This is a genomic window from Streptomyces lancefieldiae (genome assembly GCF_031845825.1).
Lineage (GTDB): Bacteria > Actinomycetota > Actinomycetes > Streptomycetales > Streptomycetaceae > Streptomyces > Streptomyces lancefieldiae.
On the sequence record NZ_JAVRFH010000077.1, the window covers coordinates 1 to 21,274 of the forward strand.

At 70.9% G+C, this 21,274-nt stretch carries 20 protein-coding genes and 2 pseudogenes; 10 read left to right on the forward strand and 12 right to left on the reverse strand.

Annotated elements, in window-relative coordinates:
* Window positions 1-214: PIG-L family deacetylase (locus RM812_RS37510; protein ID WP_311571618.1), on the reverse strand; the 214-nt coding region annotated here is incomplete at its 3' end.
* Between the two features lie 442 nt (window positions 215-656).
* Entirely contained in the window at window positions 657-941 is a 285-nt protein-coding gene (locus tag RM812_RS37515) for a hypothetical protein (protein ID WP_311584451.1), read from the reverse strand.
* Window positions 942-1,353: 412 nt separating this feature from the next.
* On the opposite strand from RM812_RS37515, the gene RM812_RS37520 reads away from it, so the two are divergent.
* Both RM812_RS37520 and RM812_RS43170 read left to right on the forward strand, forming a co-directional pair.
* Window positions 1,354-2,463 carry a cation diffusion facilitator family transporter gene (locus tag RM812_RS37520; RefSeq protein WP_311584454.1) on the forward strand — a complete coding sequence of 370 codons (1,110 nt, stop codon included), beginning with the start codon at window positions 1,354-1,356 and terminating at the stop codon, window positions 2,461-2,463.
* Window positions 2,460-2,588, forward strand: a pseudogene (locus RM812_RS43170) (class I SAM-dependent methyltransferase); the annotation flags it as partial. The gene RM812_RS37520 and the pseudogene RM812_RS43170, both read left to right, overlap by 4 nt.
* 119 nt (window positions 2,589-2,707) lie before the next feature.
* On the opposite strand, the gene RM812_RS43175 reads toward RM812_RS43170, so the two are convergent.
* A complete protein-coding gene (locus RM812_RS43175; RefSeq protein WP_394816570.1) occupies window positions 2,708-2,875 on the reverse strand; it encodes a hypothetical protein in 168 nt (55 codons plus the stop codon).
* A gap of 104 nt (window positions 2,876-2,979) precedes the next feature.
* Window positions 2,980-3,138, reverse strand: a complete 159-nt coding sequence (locus tag RM812_RS37530) for a hypothetical protein (protein ID WP_311584457.1) — start codon at window positions 3,136-3,138, stop codon at window positions 2,980-2,982.
* A gap of 253 nt (window positions 3,139-3,391) precedes the next feature.
* Here RM812_RS37530 and RM812_RS37535 point away from each other — a divergent pair, with 253 nt between their 5' ends.
* Window positions 3,392-3,745: a hypothetical protein gene (locus RM812_RS37535; RefSeq protein ID WP_311584460.1), complete on the forward strand. Its 354-nt coding sequence runs from the start codon at window positions 3,392-3,394 to the stop codon at window positions 3,743-3,745.
* Between the two features lie 324 nt (window positions 3,746-4,069).
* On the opposite strand, the gene RM812_RS37540 is transcribed toward RM812_RS37535, so the two are convergent.
* Window positions 4,070-5,602 (reverse strand): FG-GAP-like repeat-containing protein, encoded by a 1,533-nt coding sequence (locus tag RM812_RS37540; protein ID WP_311584464.1) that lies wholly within the window; start codon window positions 5,600-5,602, stop codon window positions 4,070-4,072.
* Window positions 5,603-6,527: 925 nt separating this feature from the next.
* Window positions 6,528-7,217, reverse strand: coding sequence for a TetR/AcrR family transcriptional regulator (locus RM812_RS37545; protein WP_311584467.1), 690 nt, complete (start codon window positions 7,215-7,217; stop codon window positions 6,528-6,530).
* 55 nt (window positions 7,218-7,272) lie between these two features.
* On the opposite strand from RM812_RS37545, the gene RM812_RS37550 reads away from it, so the two are divergent.
* Complete coding sequence (locus tag RM812_RS37550; protein WP_311584471.1) at window positions 7,273-8,145, forward strand: SDR family NAD(P)-dependent oxidoreductase; 873 nt, start codon at window positions 7,273-7,275, stop codon at window positions 8,143-8,145.
* Window positions 8,146-8,244: 99 nt separating this feature from the next.
* Here RM812_RS37550 and RM812_RS37555 read toward each other — a convergent pair whose 3' ends face one another.
* The 3 genes from RM812_RS37555 to rsgA form a co-directional block, all read right to left on the reverse strand.
* Window positions 8,245-8,676 carry a Tn3 family transposase gene (locus RM812_RS37555; RefSeq protein WP_311584474.1) on the reverse strand — a complete coding sequence of 144 codons (432 nt, stop codon included), beginning with the start codon at window positions 8,674-8,676 and terminating at the stop codon, window positions 8,245-8,247.
* Between the two features lie 172 nt (window positions 8,677-8,848).
* Window positions 8,849-9,595, reverse strand: a complete 747-nt coding sequence (locus tag RM812_RS37560) for an SAM-dependent methyltransferase (protein WP_311584477.1) — start codon at window positions 9,593-9,595, stop codon at window positions 8,849-8,851.
* Between the two features lie 17 nt (window positions 9,596-9,612).
* On the reverse strand, window positions 9,613-10,728 hold the full coding sequence (rsgA, locus tag RM812_RS37565) for a ribosome small subunit-dependent GTPase A (protein ID WP_311584480.1): 1,116 nt from the start codon (window positions 10,726-10,728) through the stop codon (window positions 9,613-9,615).
* Between the two features lie 615 nt (window positions 10,729-11,343).
* Between rsgA and RM812_RS37570 the strand changes: the two genes are divergently transcribed.
* From RM812_RS37570 to RM812_RS37595, 6 genes and pseudogenes are all read left to right on the forward strand, one after another.
* Complete coding sequence (locus RM812_RS37570) at window positions 11,344-11,724, forward strand: RNHCP domain-containing protein (RefSeq protein WP_394816571.1); 381 nt, start codon at window positions 11,344-11,346, stop codon at window positions 11,722-11,724.
* Window positions 11,725-11,744: 20 nt separating this feature from the next.
* On the forward strand, window positions 11,745-12,176 hold the full coding sequence (locus RM812_RS37575; protein WP_311584483.1) for an RNHCP domain-containing protein: 432 nt from the start codon (window positions 11,745-11,747) through the stop codon (window positions 12,174-12,176).
* Window positions 12,177-12,309: 133 nt separating this feature from the next.
* Window positions 12,310-12,993 (forward strand): phosphotransferase, encoded by a 684-nt coding sequence (locus tag RM812_RS37580; RefSeq protein WP_311584485.1) that lies wholly within the window; start codon window positions 12,310-12,312, stop codon window positions 12,991-12,993.
* A 486-nt stretch (window positions 12,994-13,479) separates the two neighbouring features.
* Complete coding sequence (locus RM812_RS37585) at window positions 13,480-14,628, forward strand: alpha/beta hydrolase (protein ID WP_311584488.1); 1,149 nt, start codon at window positions 13,480-13,482, stop codon at window positions 14,626-14,628.
* A gap of 233 nt (window positions 14,629-14,861) precedes the next feature.
* Window positions 14,862-15,689, forward strand: a complete 828-nt coding sequence (locus tag RM812_RS37590) for an alpha/beta fold hydrolase (protein ID WP_311584491.1) — start codon at window positions 14,862-14,864, stop codon at window positions 15,687-15,689.
* A gap of 516 nt (window positions 15,690-16,205) precedes the next feature.
* Window positions 16,206-16,352 (forward strand): annotated as a pseudogene (locus RM812_RS37595) (sulfite oxidase-like oxidoreductase); the annotation flags it as partial.
* Window positions 16,353-16,720: 368 nt separating this feature from the next.
* On the opposite strand, the gene RM812_RS37600 reads toward RM812_RS37595, so the two are convergent.
* The 3 genes from RM812_RS37600 to RM812_RS37610 form a co-directional block, all read right to left on the reverse strand.
* On the reverse strand, window positions 16,721-17,797 hold the full coding sequence (locus RM812_RS37600) for a branched-chain amino acid aminotransferase (RefSeq protein ID WP_311584494.1): 1,077 nt from the start codon (window positions 17,795-17,797) through the stop codon (window positions 16,721-16,723).
* Between the two features lie 82 nt (window positions 17,798-17,879).
* A complete protein-coding gene (locus RM812_RS37605) occupies window positions 17,880-18,275 on the reverse strand; it encodes a nuclear transport factor 2 family protein (protein ID WP_311584497.1) in 396 nt (131 codons plus the stop codon).
* A gap of 48 nt (window positions 18,276-18,323) precedes the next feature.
* Window positions 18,324-21,274 (reverse strand): amino acid adenylation domain-containing protein (locus RM812_RS37610; RefSeq protein WP_311584500.1); only part of this gene is annotated, 2,951 nt, incomplete at its 5' end.

A 21,274-nucleotide genomic window follows, 5' to 3' on the forward strand; every position in this document is an offset into this window, starting at 1 on the left:
CCTGACGGCGCATCAGAGCGACCGCCGCCGGATCATGCCCGGGATCGCCCGGCTTGACGCCCCCCGGCCCGTCACCGCAACCGCCGTCGGTACACGTCACGAGCACCGTGCGGACGCCTTCCGCCGCATACCGCGCGAGGACCCCTCCGGTTCCGGTGGCCTCGTCGTCGGGGTGGGCGTGTACTGCCATGAGCGTCAACGGCCGGTCAGTCATGAAACAGTCCTCCTGTAGAAATACGTCTTGGCCCGACTCGCGGCGGGCGTACCGCTCCTGGGCCCAGATCCTGGTGCGGCGGGACGACCCTCTGATCTCCGTGTTCCCCCACCCGTGCGGCGCCGGTCCCTCGCTCGATGCAACCGTGCCGACCCGACCAACTGTTCCCGGCACGGCCGCTTAGCCTTCCAGGCGTCGGCGTTTCAACGCAAACGAGGTACAGGCGCGACCCGCATCGTCCTGTCGCACTGCGTCTGGCGTGTGGTGGGCTGCTCACCTACGCGGTTGCCGGGTCGTTTGACAGCGCCAGTGGCCAGCGCTCTCAAACGACCTGGCTCGGTGATCGGCAAGTCCTGCCCGAACTCGTCGACAGGTGGTGTCCGTTCCCGGCTCTGGCACAGATCTCGAGGAGCGGTCGCGGAGGGTGAACCCGGGGAGGTGGTCAGGTGGCTTGGAGCCTGAAGTGCAGCGGGTCGGTGGCATCAACCGGGGCGGGCTTGCCGTCCGGATCGGTGACCGCGGTCACTGCCGGGCCGGCGGTCGTGGCCAGCTGCTCGAACTGGTCCCGGGGGTACCAGTGCAGGATCCACGGGCGCTCTTCGATGGTGCTGTCCGAGCCGTGGTGGAAGGGCAGAAGCGTCGTCTGTGCCCGGGCTGCCTCGTCGTGTTGCTCGGCAACGACGGATACCCGGAGCTCGGCGCCGTCCGGTTCGGCGGCCGTGCGCACCCTGCCGGTCTAGAGCGCAGCCGACCGTTCCTCCTGCTCGCCGCCGCGGCCCGCAGGGGGCAGCGGCGCGCGCATCGTGGTCTGCGGTTGGTACGGCCCGCCCCCGACACCACCCGGGGGCCACGCTGTCGGTGCAGTGAGCGCGAGGAACGCGCGATGCGTGACCGGTGGGCCACACCGGCACTCCAGCGATCCGCCGCCCCTGGGACCGCACCCTGCTCCGGGACCATTTCCAACGTGGCCCATGGCCGGACGAAGCCGCCGAAGCAGCCTCCTCACACCGCACCGGAGCCGCCTGAGCAGGCATTGTCGACCAGCTGCCCCGGACGGGCAGTTGCGAGCGCAACGCACCTGGTCACAGGGTGTACGACGGCTGTAGCTGCAATCGAATCCGTGTGCCACGGTGAGCCTCATGGAGGGGAACCAGTACACCCACACACACGACCGCCACGATCACGGACACCGGCACGACCATGCCGACGCCGTTCACGGGCACGCACACGGCGCCTCCCGGCCGGCACGGGTGCGGCGGCATCAGCTCGCGCATCTGCTCAAGCCACACGGCCACGAGGTCGCCGACAAGGTCGATACGGCGATGGAGACCTCCCGCGAGGGCATGCGCACGCTGTGGATCTCGCTGGTCGTCCTGGGGCTCACCACCGTCGTCCAGGCCGTGATCGTCGCCCTGTCGGGGTCAGTGGCTCTGCTCGGCGACACCATCCACAACGCCGCCGACGCGCTGACCGCCGTGCCCCTCGGGATCGCGTTCCTCCTCGGCCGGCGGGCAGCTAACCGCCGCTACACATACGGCTACGGCCGCGCCGAGGACCTCGCCGGCATCTTTATCGTCGCGACCATCGCCGCATCCGCGGCCCTGGCCGCCTATGCGGCCGTCGACCGGCTCCTCAACCCCCGCGACATCACGTACCTGTGGGCGGTGGCCGGCGCCGCATTCACCGGCTTCGTCGGCAACGAATGGGTGGCCCGCTACCGCATCCGAACCGGCCGCCGCATCGGCTCCGCAGCGCTGGTCGCCGACGGCCTGCACGCCCGCACCGACGGCTTCACCTCCCTGGCCGTCCTGCTGGGAGCCAGCGGCAACGCGCTTGGCTGGCGCGCCGCCGACCCCGTCGTCGGCCTACTCATCACCCTCGCCATCCTGATGGTCCTCAAGGACGCCGCCCGCGAGGTCTACAGGCGCCTGATGGACTGCGTCGACCCCGACCTCGTCACCGCCGCCCACACCGCCCTGCGCAGCGTCGACGGTGTCCTCGACACCGGGCAGGTGCGCATGCGGTGGATCGGCCACGCCCTGCGCGCCGAAGCCGACATCGTCGTCGACGCCGAGTTGACCGTCGTCCAGGCCCACCGCATCGCGGTCGCCGCCGAACACGTCCTCATCCACGCCGTGCCTCGGCTGACCGCAGCCACCGTCCACACCGACCACACCCCCGTCGAAGGCGACCCGCACGCCACTCTCGACCACCACACCGCACACCCGGCCCGCACAGCGAGGCCGTGATCGAACAGGCCCAGGCGGAGCTGCGCGCCGCTGGCCTGGAGAGCCGCTTCATCGTCGGTGACGCCGCCAACCCGCCCACCGGCGACGAACACTTCGACGTCCTGCTCTCCGGGCATCTGGTGTGGCCCCTGCCCGACCCCCCGGCCGCGCTACGCGAGTGGACCACCCGGCTCCGCCCCCCGGGGGGGGGACCGCTGATCATGGTCGAAGGCCGTTGGCGCGAGGCCGGGCAGAGCGGCGTTCCCTACGTCGCCGGCGCCGAAACTCTGCCCTGCCCTGGCACGGCGGCATCACTGCCGACGACCTCACCGCCGCTGTACGCCCGCTCGCCGCCGACGCCCACGTCGAAGACCTCACCGACGACTCCGACCCTGTGGGGTGGTCCGGTCACCGGCGAGCGCGACGCGCTCATCGCTCGGACCTGTGCCGGCTTGCCTGCGGCCGGGCGCCCGCTGAACCGGGCCGCAGCAGCCCGCCATGTGTGTGGACAAGCCCGCTCCCCTTCCCGCGCATCGTTCAGCCGGCGGGGGGCTCGGGGTGCCCTCCCCGGCCGCGCTGCGCCGGGCCTACGTCGTCTGTGCCGTCCGGCGGCGGAAACAGGTGCTCTTCGAAGGCGGTCACGCCGAAGAGGAGACCCATCATCACCACGGGCAGGAGCAGGGCAAACAGGATCACAGCACCTCCCGGCAGGTTGGTCTGTGGCACGAGGGCGGGCCGCTACCAGAATGCGGCCAAACGGGGGATACCGCACCTCACCGCCTGTCGGCCGCAGGATTCGACGGCTCTTGAGGCATCTGGCGGCCATACAGCCTTATCCGGCTACGAGAACGATCCGGCCTTCGCCCGTTCGAGGGAACCCTCGCTTACCCACGAGTGGCTCGGGCATCGCTGGCACTGAGCTGTCTCCATCGAAAGAGAGGATCCCCCCATGTCTCTTCGCTCCATCGCAGCGGCCGCCGGTGCCACCGCCGGCGCTCTCGTTCTGCTCATCGCCGTCCCCGGCCCGGCATCGGCGGCGACCGGCCAGTTCCGTTACTCCTACACCACTGCCGAGGGGTACGAAGCCGTCGGCTTCCTGAACAATCCCGCCAGCGGTGAGTGCATCAACCTCCCCGCTCCCGGATCGACGCCCGGCTCTCCTTCCCGAGCGCCCCAGAACCGCACCGACGCCACCGCCACCGTCTTCCTCGAAGCCGACTGCGACGGCGACACCTACTACAGCCTGCCCCCGGGCACAGGCGCCTCCGACCGCCTCCTCGTGCGCTCCGTCGTCTTCTCCTGACCACGCGTCCCAAGCACACCAGGCCCTCCGCGACCCATGGGCGCCCGGCGTGGACGCTGTCATCGTGCACGGCCGGGCCCGCCGCGCTCGCCACTCCCTGGCGGAGCCCGTCTGCGGCTGCGTGTCACGGCGGATGCGGTGTCCGAGGAAGCCGAGGTCCGCGCGCAGAGCCCGGCCTTCCGTAGGCCAGGCGCATCTGAAGTGATTTCCGGGCAAGTGATCCCCGGGCAAGTGATTCCCGGGCAGGGGAAGCCCTGCCCGGGAACAGCCGTCTTGCGAACCGGCCTCAGCCTCGGCCTCGCTCCTCGGCCTCCGCTTCGGTCATCAGCCGGCGGGCGGCACCGGCTGAGGGGTGAGGGGCGGGTGGCCCTGCAGGCCGCTGCCCAGACGCGGCCGCCCGGCCTCCAGCAGGCCGTACGACGCCGTGTCCAGGGTGCGGACACCGGTCGTGATGAGCCCAGTGTCCGATCCGAGCAGTGTGGTGAGAGCGCCGCTGCCGCCGTCCTCGCCCGGCGCCGCGATGGTCAGGTCCTTCCTGCCGTCACCGTTGAAGTCCTCCAGCAACAGCTGCGCGCCGAACTCGTCACCGGACTCGTTCTCGCCGGGTATTTCCTCGGATCCCTGGTCAAAGACCTGCCGGCCGGTGGTGACGAGCCCGATGCTGTTGCCGTACAGGACGACGACATGGCCGGCGTCGGCGACGGTCTCGCCGTCGGTGTCCTCATTGGGGTCGCCGGCGACAAGGTCGTCGTAGCCGTCACCATTGATGTCACCCGCGGCGAGCCCGGCACCGTAGCGGTCGTAGATCCGGTCCTCGCCGGGCGCGCCGAAATCAGCCTGGTTCATGGTGTAGGAGCGGTCGTAGTTCCCCGTCCAGGTTGGGTCCGTCGCGGAAGCGGGGCCGCCCGGAACGTAGTTGATCTCGCCGCCCTTGTAGTCGCGTGCGGTGACGACGTCCGTGTAGCCGTCGCCGTTGAAATCACCGAAGGCGGACGCGTAGCCGCGGGCGGCCAGGTCGTAGGGGGAGGGATTCAGGCCGAGCGCACCGGAGTCCCCGGCGCCGCTCCGGTAGAGGCTGCGGTGATTGACCAGCAGGTCGTCGGCGCCGTCACCGGTGACGTCACCGGCTGTAAGGGCGGTGACCTCACCGTTCCAGGTGTACAGGTAGCCCAGCGGGTAGGTCCCGCCGTTGCCTCCCTCCCTGGTGAAGCCGCCCGCGTACAGCCACGTCTCGGGTGAGGTGTTGCCGGTCGCCAGGTCTGCCCTGCCGTCACCGTTGAAGTCACCCGCGGCGAGGGTCCGCCCGTGGGCCTGGTGGTTCTGGGTCGCGGGGTCGGTGAGGGTGGTGCTGCCCGCGATGCCGTCCGCCGAGCCCCAGAGGATCTGGACCGAGCCGGCCTCCGCCTCGCCCGCGACGTCCTCGCCCGGGACGCCCGCCGCGAGGTCGTCATAGCCGTCGCCGTCGAAGTCGGCCACGGCCACCGAGAAGCCGAAGTGGTCCCCGGCGTCCGCCTCCCCGCCCACGCCTTCCGTGTTCTGGCTGAAGGCGGCTCGGTCGCCCTGCTCGACGCCCGCCCCGGCCGCGGAGCCGAAGGCGACCGTGACGACGCCGGCGCCCGCCGCGCCGTCGACCGTCGCGTCGGGGGCCGAGGCGACGAGGTCCACATGGCCGTCACCGTTGAAGTCACCGGTGAGGCCCGACACCGCGGCGTGTCCGCCGACCGCCGCGGACGCGGTGCCGGTCATGACGGGGACGAGCGCTCCGCCGGTGAGCACGGCGAGCGACAGAGCCCCCCGCACCACCCGGCCGACGCGGAACGTCTGGCGTGTTGTGGGTTGTTCACGTCTGGATGACACAGTTCTCCCCTGTGGAGTAGTACGTACGACGTCTCGGACGCCGGCCGTCGATCACGGACACGGGCGACCATAGAGCGACGGACTGACAACCGCCCTTTCGCGCGAGGTCGTTGCCGCACGGATGCGGTGCCCTCGCGGCATTTGGTACGGGATCTTCCAGCACCCGGATCACTGGTGGTCAAAGTCGGGGGCCGCGGCGATGGCGATGGACGAGACTCCCGGTGTGACGCTTCATGGGAACGAGATCCCGGTCTACGAGACTCTGGTCCGGTTCCTGCTGAAGGCGCAGTGCCCGGGATGGGCCGACCTGCCGTTGTCGGCCGCTGGCGCGGGCACGGACAAACCCCTGTACCAGCTGGGCGAGGACCTGCTGGTGCGCGTTCCGCGCAACGACGGGCAGTCCGTCCGGAAGGAGAAGCCCCGCCTGGCGCCCCATCTCCCTGCCCAATCCGAACCGTCCACGCAGGGTCGCCCACCGACGCCCTCCCGCGGTGTGGTCGGTCTACCGCTGGATCGACGGGAAAGAGGCCGGCCCGGACACCGTGCGGGACTGGGTCACCTTCGTAACCGACCTGGCGAGCGATACCGGCAGTCCCCACCGCAGTTGTGGCTGACGTCGGCCGAGCACCCGCCGGGAGTCTGGAAGACACTCGCGACCAGATGAGAATGCGCGGCGCCCCGCCCAAGGGCAGTCAAGGAGCACGACGAGGCGTTCCCGCGCGGACGGCAGCGGCACTGCGGAAGGTGCTTCGCAGAAGCAGCCGGCCAGTCCGGGCCGGGCAAGCCCGACGGCTCTCTTCCGAACCCTGCTGGAACAGCGCATTGCACGAAGGCCTTCGTCGTTGCTCGGTGACCGGCCCGCGGAGGACATCGCGCTCAGCAATCGAGCTGGTGCGGTTCGTCAGCCGCCGTCGTGGGCGCTGACTCAGGGGGCGGGGAGTCTGCCGTCGACGGGGCGTGGGCGTTGCCATGTCGTTTCGCCGGTGTCCGCGACCAGGCGGACGAGGGTGTCGACGAGCTCGTCGGCGGTGGTGTGCCATGTGTCCTCGCCCAGGTGGCCGCCGAGTTCCATGTCTGCGATGCCGTGGGCGCCGGCCAGCAGTAGGGCTCCGTAGTGGCGTGCGTTCCGCTCCCCCACGAGGGCGGCGACGATGGCCAGGAACTCGTCCTGAAAGCGCACTGATGCGCGGACGGCTGCGGCGGGGTCGCCCTCCGGTCCGCAGAGCTGACGCATGACGCGGTCGAGCCCTTCACCGCGCTCTCCCGGGCCGTGCCCGGGCCGCTTGAACAACAACTGGTACCTGTACGGCTGGTCCCGGCCGACACCGATGAGCGCGCGGAGAGCACCGCACAGCTTCTCGGAGGCCGTCAGGGCCGGGTCGGTCCGCAGGGCGTGCACCTGGTCGCCGATCCGCACCCAGCTCTCGGTCGCGACGGCATCCAGCAAGCCGTCCTTGCCCATGAAGTGCCGGTACGGCGCTCCCCGCGTCACGCCTGCCCGCGCGCCGACCTCGCGCAGGGTGACGGCTTCGGGGCCGCCGAGGTCGAGGAGCTCGGCGGCCGCGTCGAGCAGAGCGCGGCGGGTGAGGGCGGCGGATTCCGCACGGGTGACCATGGCACCCATCATACATTCAGTTGACGTCGTCATCTGAATTGGTAACGTAGCTCAGGTGACAACGTCATCTGAAGCCCAGAAGCTGATCGTCGTAACCGGCGCCTCCACGGGCATGGGCGCGGCGGCCGCCCGCGAACTGGCCCGTCAGGGGTTCCACGTCCTGGCCGGCGTGCGACGCGCCTGTGACGCCGACTCCATCCGATCGACTGGCATCGAGCCGGTCATCCTCGACATCACCCAAGCCGAGCAGGTGGAGGCACTCGCCGCGCGCGTCGCCGACGACCCGCGCGCGCTGCACGCGATCGTCAACAACGCCGGCATCCAGGTGAACGCCGCGGTCGAAGCCCTGCCACTCGCGGAGTGGCGGCGCGTGTTCGAAGTCAACCTGTTCGGCCACATCGCCGTCACTCAGGCGCTCCTGCCCGCGCTGCTGCGCAGCAAGGGACGCGTGATCAACATCAGCTCGGTCGGCGGCACGGCCGCCATGGCCACATACGGCGCGTACGCCGGCACGAAGTTCGCCCTGGAGGCGGTCAGCGACTCGCTCCGCCGTGAGATCGCGCCGCTGGGCGTACAGGTGGTCGTGGTCCAACCCGGCGGCGTCCGCACGGAGATGGCCGCACGCGGGGTCCAGGCGGCGAACGAACTGGCCCTCCGGATGACGCCGGAGCAGGACGAGCGCTACGGCAGCCTGGTCCAGGCGAACAACAAACTGATGGCCACGGGCACCGCATCGGGCCTGACCGCCGACGCCGCCGCCCGGGTCATCGCGAAGGCCGTGACAACCCGCAAGCCGCGCACCCGCTACACCGCCGGCCGGGACGCCGCCCTGATCACCCGCCTGGTCCGGATCCTGCCCGACCGCACGCTCGACCGCATCCTCGCCACCAACCTGCGCCGCCACTACCCGAAGGGAGCCGTCGCTTGACGAGGACTCCACACCCAGCTCCGCCCCCTGTCGTGGTGCGGCCACCGATGAGCGCACAGCCGACGGGATCCCGCGCGCCTGCCGCCCGGCTTCGCCTGATCAGGCAGCTGTTCCGAAGCCCTCGGCGTGCGGGTCCTGGCGGCGGAGCCGGGTGGAGTCGACGTCGAGTTTCGGGTCGTACGCCTCGGGCTGGATGCCGAGTTCGTGGGTGGAGTACTCGCCGAACCGTTTGATGAGCTCGGTCACGTACGGCGAGATGTGAGCCAGGCCCTCGGGGTCGATCTCCCAACCTTCATCGAGGAGTTGGCGGACGATCTCCGCGATGTCCAGGGCGTTGTGGAAGATCACCGCGCTGGTGAGCAGGGCGTTGAACTTCATCGCCTTCTCCCGCTCGATGGGGTCGTTGTCGGCGAGGACGCCCTTGTTGCCGAAGCCGACCCACTGGGAGAACCGGTTGGTGGGCCGGATTCGTGCCTGTCTGAACGGCGAGCGAGTCCCGGGATATCGGCGCCAGTCGCCGGACGCGTTCACGCCCTTCTTTGACTACTGCCGCCAGCGGCTCGGCGACGACCCACATCTGTGGGCTGCACGGAGGGGGCGGGTGTCGGCTCGCTCTTGCCGTCGGCTTGAGCACCGCAGTGACGATGTGTCCCGTGCGGGGCCCGGACGGGATGATGTCTGGGCCCCACAGGGGACGGGGGTGTCAGCGCTTCATGAGGGCGAAGACGCCCCAGCTGAGGTACTCACGTCCGTAGCGAGCGTAGTGGGCGGGCTCGGTAGTGAGTTCTTCCCGTACTTCGGGGGCGAGTTCGTCGTCCGGGTTCTCATCGAGCCAGCGGCGCATGCTGAGCCACTGGGCCGCGGCGTAGCGGTCCCAGCTGTCCTGGTCGGCCAGCATCATTTCCACGACGTCGTACCCGAGTCCCTGGAACTGCTCGATCAGTTCCGGCAGGAGCAGGAAGTCGGCGATGGAGGTGGCGTGGCACGCCTTGGCGGTCTCCTCGTCCGGAGGGGTCTGCCGCCAGAACGGTTCGCCGATCAGCATCATTCCTCCCGGGCGCAGGCTGCGGTCGAGCAGTTGGGTCGTTCCGGCGACGCCGTTGCCGATCCAGGTGGCGCCGACGCAGGCGGCCAGATCGACCGGCTGGTCGGCAATGTGGCCGGCGGCGTCTCCGTGGATGAATTCGACCTGGTCGGCGACGCCGAGTTCGGCGGCGCGGGCCTGGGCCTGCTCGGTGAAGACCGTGCTGATGTCGACTCCGGTGCCCGTGAAGCCCAGGTCGCGGGCCCAGGTGCACAGCATTTCGCCCGAGCCGCTGGCCAGGTCGAGCACCCGTGTCCCGGTGGGGAGGCGGAGTGATGCGCCCAGGGTGGCGAACTTGTCGGCGGTCAGCGGGTTGTGGATGCGGTGGTTGCTCTCGCGGATGGTGAAGATGCGGGGAAGGTCCATGACCGTATTCCTTTCCGTCATGCCTTGAAGTGGGGGGACTGCTTGAGGGCACGCACCTGGCGCGAGATCTGCTTCAGGGGCCGTTCCAGCTCGGCGCGCAGCCGCGCGTCGGTGCGGGAGGCGGCATAGGTGTTCTCGCGCTGCAGCCGGTGGTAGCTGTCCAGGCGCCGCCGGGTGAGGTGGCCTTCCTCGACGGCGGCCAGCACCGCGCAGCCCGGCTCGGCGGTGTGGGCGCAGTCCGCGAAGCGGCAGGTGTGGGCCAGTTCCGTGATCTCGGCGAAGGTGTGCTCCAGGCCCTCGTCGGCGTCGTGCAGGCCGACGCCGCGCAGGCCCGGGGTGTCCAGCAGGACTCCGCCGTGGGGCAGCGGCACCAGTTCGCGCCAGGCGGTGGTGTGCCGGCCCTTGCCGTCGCTGCCTCGCACCGCGCCGGTGGCCAGGAGGTCCTCGCCGAGCAGGCGGTTGCCGAGGGTGGACTTGCCCGCGCCCGAGGGCCCGAGCAGGACGACCGTGCCCGACAGGAATGCGGTCAGGATGTCCAGGCCCTCGCCGGTGGTGGCGCTGGTGACCAGCACCTCCACGCCCGGGGCGACCTCGGCCACCTCGGACACCGCCGAGGTGGGGTCGGTGGACCGGTCGGCCTTGGTGAGCACCACCACCGGGGTGGCGCCGCTGTCCCAGGCCAGGGCGAGCATCCGCTCGATCCGCCCGAGCTTGAGCGGGTCGGCAAGGGAGGCGGCCACCGCCACGGTGTCGACGTTCGCGGCCAGGACCTGGGCCTGGGAGGTACGCGAGGAGGCGGAGCGGACCACGGCGGTCCGGCGCTCCAGAACCTCCAGCACGGTGGCGGAGGTCGCCGGGCCGGCCGGCCGGACGGACACCCAGTCGCCGGTGCACGGCGTCAGCCGGTCACCGGTGCCCGATGAGGGGAGGACCATCGCGCGGACGGGGCCGGATTCGGCGACGACGTCGCACAGACCGCGCTCGGCCCGCACGACACGGCCCGGGACCAGTCCCTCGGCCCTCGACGGGGCGAAGGACCGCTCACGCTCCGTGTCCCAGCCGTAGTCGATCAGTGTCGGAACGCGCGAAGAGCTGGAGAGAGCAGATGGGTGTGAAGCGTGTTGGTGAAACAAATGAAGAGACCCTTGAGTGGGGGTCTCGCCGGACGGCAGACATGCCGAAACCACTCCCGCGGAGGGGAGGCCGGCAGAGGAAAGGTCAGACCGAGACCCGAGAGATGCGAACGAGTCGGGCACCGCACACAGCGGTGGTCACCACGACCGTCATCACGCATCTCCTCCGATCTCCACGAGTGGTCTGGTCGCCACTTCCGGAGGGAGCCTAGCATCTTCTTGAACGTCTGCGACCGGTCGGGCGATGCGGGGCCCGAAGATGTTTTCCCCTTTCGCGGCGGTGGCGTGCCCGATAATCCGTTGACGCCCGCTTGTGGGCCATTGCTACTGTTCGAGCGTTCCGTCGAACCACTCAGGCCTGCTGTGCCCCGGAAGGGAGTGAGTTTTGTGCCCCGGCCCCTGCCGTGCGCGCCTCGCTGCACCGCTCCAGCCATCACGTCGTCCTGACCTCGTTCCACTCGGACGGTTACCGGACGCGGCTTTCCGGTGTTCTGACCTGCCCACACACCCCGTAGTTCCCGCGCGCACGCTGCGGCGTACGGGGGGCGCGTCTTTGTCGAGGCCGCTCGGCCTGCTCTTGCTGTCATGACCGACTCTCAGCAAGGAGCCCTCCGGGTGTCCAGTATCAACAAGGCTCTCTCCAGCACCCCGAACACCGTTCTGGCCGGCACTTTCACCTGTGCGTGGTGCGGCCTGACGGTGTCCGCCACCACTGGCGACGGCACACGGCGAAACCACTGCCCGTCGTGCCTGTACTCCCAGCACGTTCTCGACCACGCCGACGGCGGCCCCAGTCAATGCCAGGGCCGGATGTCGCCGATCTCCGTCGCCGTGCTGCGCACCGCCGACTGGATGGTCATCCACCGTTGCGTGCGTTGCGACGAGCTGACCTCCAACCCCGTCTGCCCCGACGACAACCAGCTCATCCTGATGCGTATGGCCGTGCGGCCGCTGGCGCAACCACCGTTCCCGCTCGAAGCGTTCGGCAACCTGTGAGCCGGAAGGAGAAGACCCCCATGCCGAGACGAGCGAACAACTCCAGCAGACGTACGCAGAGAGCACGGCGGCCACAGCGGCACAAGGACGTCCTCCACCGCCAGGGAGGGCACCGGCGATGCGATTTCAGGTGCGTGGGCTGCCGACTGGACGTGTCCTTGGACGCGCCCGGCACCACCCACCGCAACCACTGCCCGAACTGCCTGGCCAGCCTGCACGTCGACCGCCGGATCCCCGGCGACCGGGCCGCCACCTGCCGTGGACGGATGGAGGCACTGAGCATGTCCGTGCGGCCCGACGGCGAGTGGATGATCGTCCATCAGTGCTTGTCCTGTGATGAGCTCAGCGCCAACCGCATCGCCGGCGACGACAACGCACTGGCCCTGGTGCGCCTCGCGCTGAGACCGCTGAGAGACACCAGCATCGCCCACCGCGTGCTGCTCCAGCTGTGACCTGAGCCGCGCCTCACGGCATCGTGCCGAAAGAACGGGGGCGAGCGCCGCCGTTTCGTGCGGCGTTCTCAACCCTGCTCTCGCCTGTGTGGCGTCAAGGCCGCACGAAGGGGCGAAGCGTACGAGCGCGGACGTGCTCGGCACGCTTTGCCCCTTCTCCAGATCCCGGAGCACCGTGAGTGTCGCCTGCCGCGGTCAACGCGCGCTGCCAGTCGGTGCGTCCGCGTGGTCGGCGCAGCATCGTGAGGCGTACTCCAACGGCCAGGGTGCGTCCACCAACCTGTTCGCCGACACCGCCCGCACAGAACCGGGCCAAGGCCAGTTCCAAGGCTGGCGTCGGCTTGCCGCCGCCTTTGCGGAGGGGGCGGATGTCCTGGCTTGGCTCGACCCCTGGGCGCGACGCAATCTGGGACGTCTAGCCGACCGAGAAGCTGCCAGGATCACCGCTGCAGCCGGTAGTGCCTTGATCCACGGCGATCTGCGTGCGGACAACGTGCTGCTGACCGATGACCGCGTCATGGTTGTCGACTGGCCGTGGGCCGCAGTCGGTGCTTCATGGTGTGACATCGTGTTGATGGGCCCCAGTGTGATCACGCAGGGCACCCCGGACGCCATGCGTCTCCCGGATCAGCATCTCTTCGCCCGCGCTGCCAACCCCGACGACGTGACCAGCGTACTCATCGCTGTGACCGGCTACTTCCTTCGTCAGTCCATCCACACACCACCGCCGGGGCTGCCGGCAGTGCGGGGCTTCCAGCGCGCTCAGGGCGAAGCCGCGCTGGATTGGGTACGTGAGCGGACACGATGGCGTTGGTAGTGCTTCGTTAGGTTCTGTGGCTGGTGCGATTGCGGGGCAGGGAGCGGTTGAAGGTGGTGCAGGCGCCGGTCCAGGCCAGCCGTCGAGGCGGGCCCATGCCGACTTGCTTGTCGCCTCGCCGTAGCTTGGGGAGAACAGGGCCAAGGAGGCGGCAGCGGGGTGCCTGCGGGCACGGCCTTTTGCCGGCCGGAAGGTGCAAGCCGGCGCAGGATGGACGGCGGCCTGCGACTCGGGGTTGAGGCCGGTCTCCTGCATCTGGCTGAAAGGTCTCGACGGTGCGGCCGCCACACGGCCCTTTCCAGGCGGTCGGGCCAAGTCGCGCTCTTTTGCCGCCGGCGCGCCGGATCAAACACCCGCCGGTACGGTTCTCATCCGTTCGGTGCGGCAACTTCACCCCTTCGGCCCGCACCGGGTGGCCGAAGAGCAAGACATCTCCAGAAGCTGTGCGGGTGGGGGATCACGTTCACCCGAAGGAGATCTGATCTCATGCACGCACCCGACGGACGCAACCGCAGTATGGACCGCAGTAGGGTCCTTCGTGCCGCCTCGGTGGCGGTGGCCGCCGGCGCCGTTCTCACCGGCTACGCCGCGGTCCCGGGGGCCGCCGCTCCTGCGCCCGCCAGTGTCATCACCGGCGGCGACGCCGGCAGTGGAACGTCGGCCGACGACGTGTCCTGCGGCCGGCCGTCCGTCGCCCTGGAGCGCGACGCCCAGGACTTCGTCAACAAGCTCGCCGCCGAGAACAGCCCCCCGCTGTCCGAGATGACCCTCCAGCAGGCCCGGGACGTCCTGAACGGCCTCCAGGCCGGCCCGGTGGAGAAGCTCCCCGTCGACATCACCGAGAAGACGATCAAGGGCGGACCCACCGGCGAGGTGTCGCTGCGCATCGTCAAGCCCAAGGGCGCCAAGGGCACCCTGCCCGGCCTCGTCTACGTCCACGGCGGAGGCTGGGTGCTGGGCAACGCCCAGACCCACGACCGCCTCGTGCGCCAGCTCGCCACCGGTGCGAAAGCGGCCGTCGTCTTCGTGAACTACACGCCCTCCCCGGAGGCGCGCCACCCGGTGGCGATCGAGCAGGCCTACGCGGCCTCGAAGTGGGTCGCTGAGCACGGCCGGGAGATCGGTGTCGACGGCGGCCGGCTGGCCATCGCCGGTGACTCGGCAGGCGGCCAGATGGCCACCGCGGTGACCATGATGGCCAAGGAGAAGGGCGGCGTGGAGTTCCGCAAGCAGGCCCTGCTCTACCCCGTCACCGAAGCCAACTTCGACACCCCGTCCTACCAGCGGTTCGCAACGAACTGCTGGCTCTCCACGGTCAACATGAAGTGGTTCTGGGACGAGTACGCCCCCACCCAGGCTGACCGCGAGAACCCACTGGCCTCACCGAACAAGGCCACCGAGGCTCAGCTGAGCGACCTGCCCCCGGCCATCGTCATCACCGACTCCGACGTCCTGCTCTCCGGCGCCGAGACGTACGTCGAGAAACTCCGCGCCGCGGGCGTCCCCGTCGAGCACCACCACTACCCGCGGATCCTGCACGACTTCATGATGCTCGACGCGCTGCGCAACACCGAGTCCGCCAAGGACGCCGTCGACAAGACCACCGCCGCCCTCCGCCAGGCCCTGCACCGGTAGAGCCGCGCCCCGCGGCCGGCACGAGCCGGCCGGTGGTGCCCCACGCCGAGCGGGGCACCACCGGCCTCCCTCCCACCGGGACGCGGACCGTCACCCGGCCCAACCATCCACAGCCCGTTCGCCGGAACGCCGCTCGCGGCGAACCGCAAGCGAGCGTTGGCTGACCGACGACGCTCTCCCATTCACCGGCCCGCCTGCCGACCGCGGCGGGCCCGCATCACCCAGGAGGCACCATGCCCGTCTGCACCACACGTGACGGTGTCGAGATCTTCTACAAGGACTGGGGCAAGGGCCGCCCGGTCGTGTTCATCCATGGCTGGCCGCTGAACGGTGACGCCTGGCAGGACCAGCTCAAGGCGGTGGCCGACGCCGGGTACCGCGGTATCGCGCACGACCGCCGCGGCCACGGCAGGTCGACACCGGTCTACGACGGGTACGACTTCGACACCTTCGCCGACGACCTGAACGACCTCATCACCGGCCTGGACCTGCGGGATGCCACGCTGGTCGCCCACTCGATGGGCGGCGGCGAACTGGCCCGCTACATCGGCCGCCACGGCACCGCCCGGATCCGCTCCGCCGTCCTGCTCTCGGCGATCCCGCCGCTGATGCTCAAGGGTCCGGACAACCCCGAGGGCGTCCCGCAGTCGGTGTTCGACGACATCAAGGCCGGCATCCTCAAGGAGCGCTCACAGTTCTGGAAGGACACCGCCGAAGGGTTCTTCTCCGCCAACCGGCCCGGCAACAAGGTCACGCAGGGCAACAAGGACGCCTTCTGGTACATGGCCATGCAGGAGACCATCGAAGGCGGCGTGGCCTGCGTGGACGCCTTCGCGGCCACGGACTTCCACGAGGACCTCAAGAAGTTCGACATCCCCACTCTCGTCGTCCACGGTGACGACGACCAGGTCGTCCCGATCGACGCGACCGGCCGCAAGACCGCCAAGCTCGTCGCCGACGCGGAGCTGAAGGTCTACGAGGGCGGTTCACACGGCATCGCGCTGGTGCCGGGTGACAAGGAGAAGTTCAACGCGGACCTCCTGGAGTTCCTCAAGAAGTGACACCGGCGCGTCACCGCCCGGGTCCCGGCCGGCGCCACGCGCCGCGGCCCGGGCGGCAGACAAGCCGACACAAGCAGAATCGGCTTGAGCCGTCCGGTGACGCCCCACGCACCGGCCGCGCGCCGCATACCGCGCATTCGGCCGGGCAGGCACATGGCGGGGACCAGGTGCCCACCCGTGCCGAGCGGGACGGCGACGCGGGTCCGTGACGGCCTGGCAGACCGGGTCGCAGCGAACGCCCCGCCGACGAGCATGTAGTGCCGGCAGCCGACGTACCCGAAGGCGGCCGGCACCGTTCGTCGCACTTCGCCCACCGCCCTTCCCTCCGGCAGGAGGCGCCATGGCCGGTGGTCACACCGCCCCCTTCGGGGCCTGGACCGCGCGCCTGCTCCCCTGGGAGCAGGCATCGGTTCCGGGGGACGCCCGCGCCTTCGGGCACGACCTGCACCCGCCCATGCCCCATCCGGTCTCGACCATGAGCACACAAAAGCGGACCTCGTACGGGAGGAGTAGACGATGAACAGCTTCTCACCGGGATTCCGTGGCAAGACCCACCGTTTCGAAGGGCGGCTGCCCCCGGGCCAGTACCCGACCGAGTCCTTCCCCGTCCTGTCCGCCGGCTCCACCCCCCACCTGACGACGGACCGGTGGTCCTTCACCGTCCCGGCGAGGCTTCCTGCTGCGGCAGCGCCATCATCTCGTCCCATGCCCAGGAACAGCTGCCCCCGGTCTCGTTGACCACCCCCGCACCGCGGGGGACGAGCCGGCGGACTGGCGTCGGCACACCACCGGCTCGCACTCGCTCAGCGTCTATCCGCGCGGCCACTTCTTCCTGAACGTCCACACGGCCGACGCGGCCGGGCTGGTGGTGGCTCGTTCTGCGCCCCCGAACCCGGCGTCCTGAACCGGGCACCGACCACGGCGGGGCGCGCGAGGCGGCAACCAGCCGCAAGGGCGGAGGGCCGGTGAGCGCGCTCACCGGCCCCGCGCTCCGTCGTGTCGGCTCCGCGTTCGGACGGGCCACGGTGCCGTCAGGAGACTTGGTGGAGCCACCCGTTGGGGTCGGGGGCGGTGCCGTGGTGCAGGTCCACCAGGGCGTCGCGCAGGGCGAGGGTGACGGGGCCGGGGGTCCCGTCGCCGATCGTCCAGTCGCCGTCGCGGTCCTTGACCTGGCCGACGGGGGTGACGACGGCGGCGGTGCCGGAGGCGAACACCTCGGTGATGCGGCCCTGCGCGCATTCGCGGCGCCACTGGTCCAGGGAGACCTTCTCCTCCCGGGCGACACAGCCCAGCCCCTCCGCGAGCCCGAGGAGGGTGTCGCGGGTGACGCCGGGAAGGAGTGAGCCGCTCAGGGACGGGGTCACGATCTCGGCCCCGGGGCCGGTGCCCCGCACGAAGAACAGGTTCATGCCGCCCATCTCCTCGACCCAGGTGCGCTCCACCGGGTCCAGCCATACCACCTGCTGGCAGCCGGCCTCCTGGGCCTGGAGCTGGGCGACGAACGAACCGGAGTAGTTCCCGGCGCACTTGACGTCGCCGGTGCCGCCCGGGATGGCGCGGCTGTGCTCGTGGCTGACCCACACCGACACCGTCTCCAGGCCCTTGCCGAAGAAGCCGCCCGCGACGAACGCCATGAGCAGGTACTGGTAGGTGTGGGACGGACGGAGCATCAGGTTGGCGTCCGAGCCGAACATGAGGGGCCGCAGGTAGATGCTGTGGCTCGGGTCGTCGGAAAGCAGGCCCTGGTCGGCGCGGAGCAGTTGCTCGATGGAGTCGACGAAGGTCTCCTCGGGCAGCTCCGGCATGGCCAGGCGGCGGGCGGAGCGCCGGAAGCGGCGGGCGTGGTCCCACGGCCGGAACACGGCCACCCCGCCGTCGGCCTGCCGGTGGGCCTTGAGGCCCTCGAAGATGACCTGGGCGTAGTGCAGGCCGATCGTCCCGGGGTGCAGGGTGAGGTCGTGCAGCCGCGTGAGCCCGGCCTCGTGCCAGCCGTCCGTCGGGTTCCAGGACAGCGTGTACATGTGGTCGGTGAACGCGTCGCCGTGGCCCGGGGAGCGGACGGGCCGGGGCGCGGGCACGGCGGGGCTCTGGTCGAAGGTGACGGTCATGGTGAGTCCTTCCGGGACGAGTTCGTTACGTGACGGTGGGAGGAGGGGTGGCGCGGCACCGGACGGGGGTGCCGCGCGGCGGTCACACGAGCGGGGCGAAGAAGAAGGTGTCGCGACGGCTGAACCTGCCGTCCCGGGTGAGCTGGAAGAAGTCGGCGAAGCGCAGCCGCACCGCGGTGCCGTCGTGGAGTTCGCCGTTGAACTCGCCGTGCACGGCGACGTCGGGGCCATCCATGACGATCTTGGTGAGCGTGTGCCGTCCGGTCCGGATGACGCGGTCGGCGCTGTAGAAGCGGGTCAGGCCCTCGTGTCCCGCGAACGGCTCGTAGCCCGGCCGGTGGTAGGTGGCGTCCGGGGTGAACAGGCCCACCAGGCCGGGGACGTCACCGGCGTCGACCAGTTCGTAGTAGCGGCGCACATCGGCCTCGGCGGCCGAAGCGGTCACGGGGACGGTGGTGGTGTGGTCGTCGGTCCGCATGCGGGTTCTCCTGAGCGGTGGAGGGATCGGGACGGGTGGGTCGGAACGTCACACCGTCGGCAGGGTGAGCCGGTCGACGAGTACGTCGGCCACGAGCGCGAGTGGCTCGGGGCGGGTCATGTCACCGTGCGCGCACGGGAGTTCGTGGATGTCGATCCGGCCGGCGACGTACGGGCGCCAGTCCTCGGGTCGGGGTCGGGGGCCGGTGCGGCCCTCGGCGGCGGCGAAGAACAGCAGATCGCCGTCGAAGCGTTCGGGGGCGAACTCGTGCCGCAGCCGGACGTTCGAGGAGAACACCTCCACCAGGGCGACGAGTGCGGGGCCGTCGAACCGGGCGAGCGCACCGCCGGTCTCCCGTACGGTCTCCTCGAACCGGGCGAAGGTCAGGGGGTCGACCGGGACCGGGAGGCCGAGGGACACCAGCAGGGCGGCGAGCGTCCGCGGGCAGGAGGCGGGCGGCGGACCGCCTGCCGTCCAGGACGGGGGCCGGGGCGCGGCACTGCCGGGATCGGTGCTCGGCTCGGCGCCGGACTGGAGACCGTCCTCCTCCGCGGTGGAGCGGGGTCCGGCGGGTGCACCACCGGGTTCGGTGACGGATCCGGAACCCGCCACGTCGACGTCCCGGGAACCCGCACCGACGCCCGTGCCGGCGACACCGGTGCCGGTGCCGACGCCCGTGCCGGTGTCGGAGAGTGCCGTCGTGAGGTGTGGGTAGCCGTCCAGGATCGCCAGGAGGGCGACCTCCTGGCCCTCGGCGCGCAGCCGGGTGGCCAGTGCATGGGCGACGAGCCCGCCGAAGGACCAGCCCAGGAGGTGGTACGGCCCTTCCGGCTGCACCGAGCGGAGTTCCGCGAGATAGTCCTTGACCATCGCGTCGAGCCCGTCCGCCGGAGGCTCCGGCGGCGTCAGGCCGCGGGCCTGGAGTCCGTACACCGGGCGTTCGGGCCCGAGATGGCGCAGCAGGCCCGCGTACACCCAGCTGATCCCGGCCGCGGGGTGGACGCAGAAGAGCGGTGCGGCGTGAGCGAGGGCGCTGCGCGGGCGCAGGGGCAGCACGCAGGAGAGCGAGTCGTCGGCCTGTCCCCCGGTCGTGGGGGCGTCGTCGGCCAGTCGGGAGGCGAGCCCCGCGACGGTGGGGGCCTCGAACAGCGCTCGGATGCCGAGGTCGACGCCGAAGGCGCGGCGGATGCCGCCGATCAGGCGGGTGGCCAGCAGGGAGTGGCCGCCCAGGTCGAAGAAGCCGTCGTCGATCCCGACCGTCTCCACGCCGAGCGTCTCCGCGAACAGCCGGCACAGGGTCTCCTCGCGGCCGTTCCGGGGACCGCGCACGGGTGTGGTGTCCGCTCGGACGGGCCGGGGCAGGCGGCGGCGGTCGAGTTTGCCGCTGGGGCTCAGCGGCAGCTCGGCGAGGCGTACGAACTGCCCCGGCACCATGTGGGCGGGCAGCGTCCGGGCGGCGTGGCCCCGCAGACCGGCCGTACCGTCCGCGTCGTCCAGGTCCGCCCCGCCGACGACGTAGGCGACGAGGCGCTGGTCGCCCGGCCGGTCCTCGCGCACCACGACGGCGGCCTGTCGGACAGCGGGGTGCCGGGCGAGCACCGCCTCGATCTCGCCGAGTTCGACGCGTATGCCGCGGACCTTCACCTGGTCGTCGGCGCGGCCGAGGAACTCCACCACTCCGTCGGCGCGCCACCGGGCGAGGTCGCCGGTGCGGTACATGCGGCTGCCGGGCGGCCCGAAGGGGGCGGCGGTGAAGCGTTCCGCGGTCAGGCCGGGCCGGCCCAGGTAGCCCCGGGCGAGCTGGACACCGGAGAGGTACAGCTCGCCGGGGACTCCGGGCGGCACCGGCCGCAGCGCCGCGTCCAGGACGTGCACGCCGGTGTTCCAGACGGGGCGGCCGATGGGGACGGTGACGGCGGTCCCGGGGGCTCCCGTACCGTCGTCGGCCGGGTCGAAGCGGTGACTGGTCACGTCGACGGCCGCTTCGGTGGGGCCGTAGAGGTTGTGCACCTCGGCGGTGCCGACCGCGGCGAGGCGTTCGGCGAGCGCGGTGGGCAGCGCCTCGCCGCTGCATATGACGCGGCGCAGGGAGCGGCAGTCGGCGATGTCGGTGGCGTCGAGGAACGCCTCCAGCATCGACGGCACGAAGTGGGCCGTCGAGACGGAGTGACGCCGGATCAGGGTGGCGAGGTGGTCGGGTTCCTTGTGGCCCTCGGGGCGGGCGACGACCAGGGTGGCGCCGGTGATCAGCGGCCAGAAGAACTCCCACACGGAGACGTCGAAGCTGGACGGGGTCTTGTGCAGGACGCGTTCACCGGGTTCGAGGCCGTACGCGCCCTGCATCCAGGCCAGTCGGTTGACGATCGCGGCGTGGGTGACGACGACGCCTTTGGGCCGGCCGGTGGAGCCCGAGGTGTAGATGACGTAGGCGGGGTGCCCGGGTCGGGCCTCGGGCAGTTCGCGCACGGAGTCGGGGGCAGGGGTGGCTTCGAGGTCGGCGAGGAGTTCGGGGGTGAGCACGAGGGCGGGCTGGGCGTCGTCGAGCATGAGGGCGACGCGTTCTTGCGGATAGTCGGGGTCGATGGGCAGGTAGGCGGCGCCGGCCTTGTGCACGGCGTACAGGGCGACCAGCAGCTCCACCGAGCGGGGCAGGGCGACGGCGACGACGCGCTCGGGCCGGGCTCCGCGTGCGGCCAGATGCCGGGCGAGGTGAGCGGCGCGGGCGTCGAGTGCGGCGTAGCCGATCCGCTGGTCCTCGAAGAGGACGGCGGTGGCGTCGGGGGCGCGGCGGACCTGCTCGGCGAAGAGCCGGGGCAGCGTGGTGGCGGCGACGGGGGTGGCGGTGTCGTTCCAGCGGTGGCGGACCCCGTCGCGTTCCTCGTCGGTGAGGAGGTCGACGGCGCCGAGGTTCTGGTCGGGGTCGTGGGCGAGCGCGGTGAGCAGGACGGACAGGCGCCGGGCGAGCCGTTCCACGGTGGCGTGGTCGAAGAGGTCGGAGG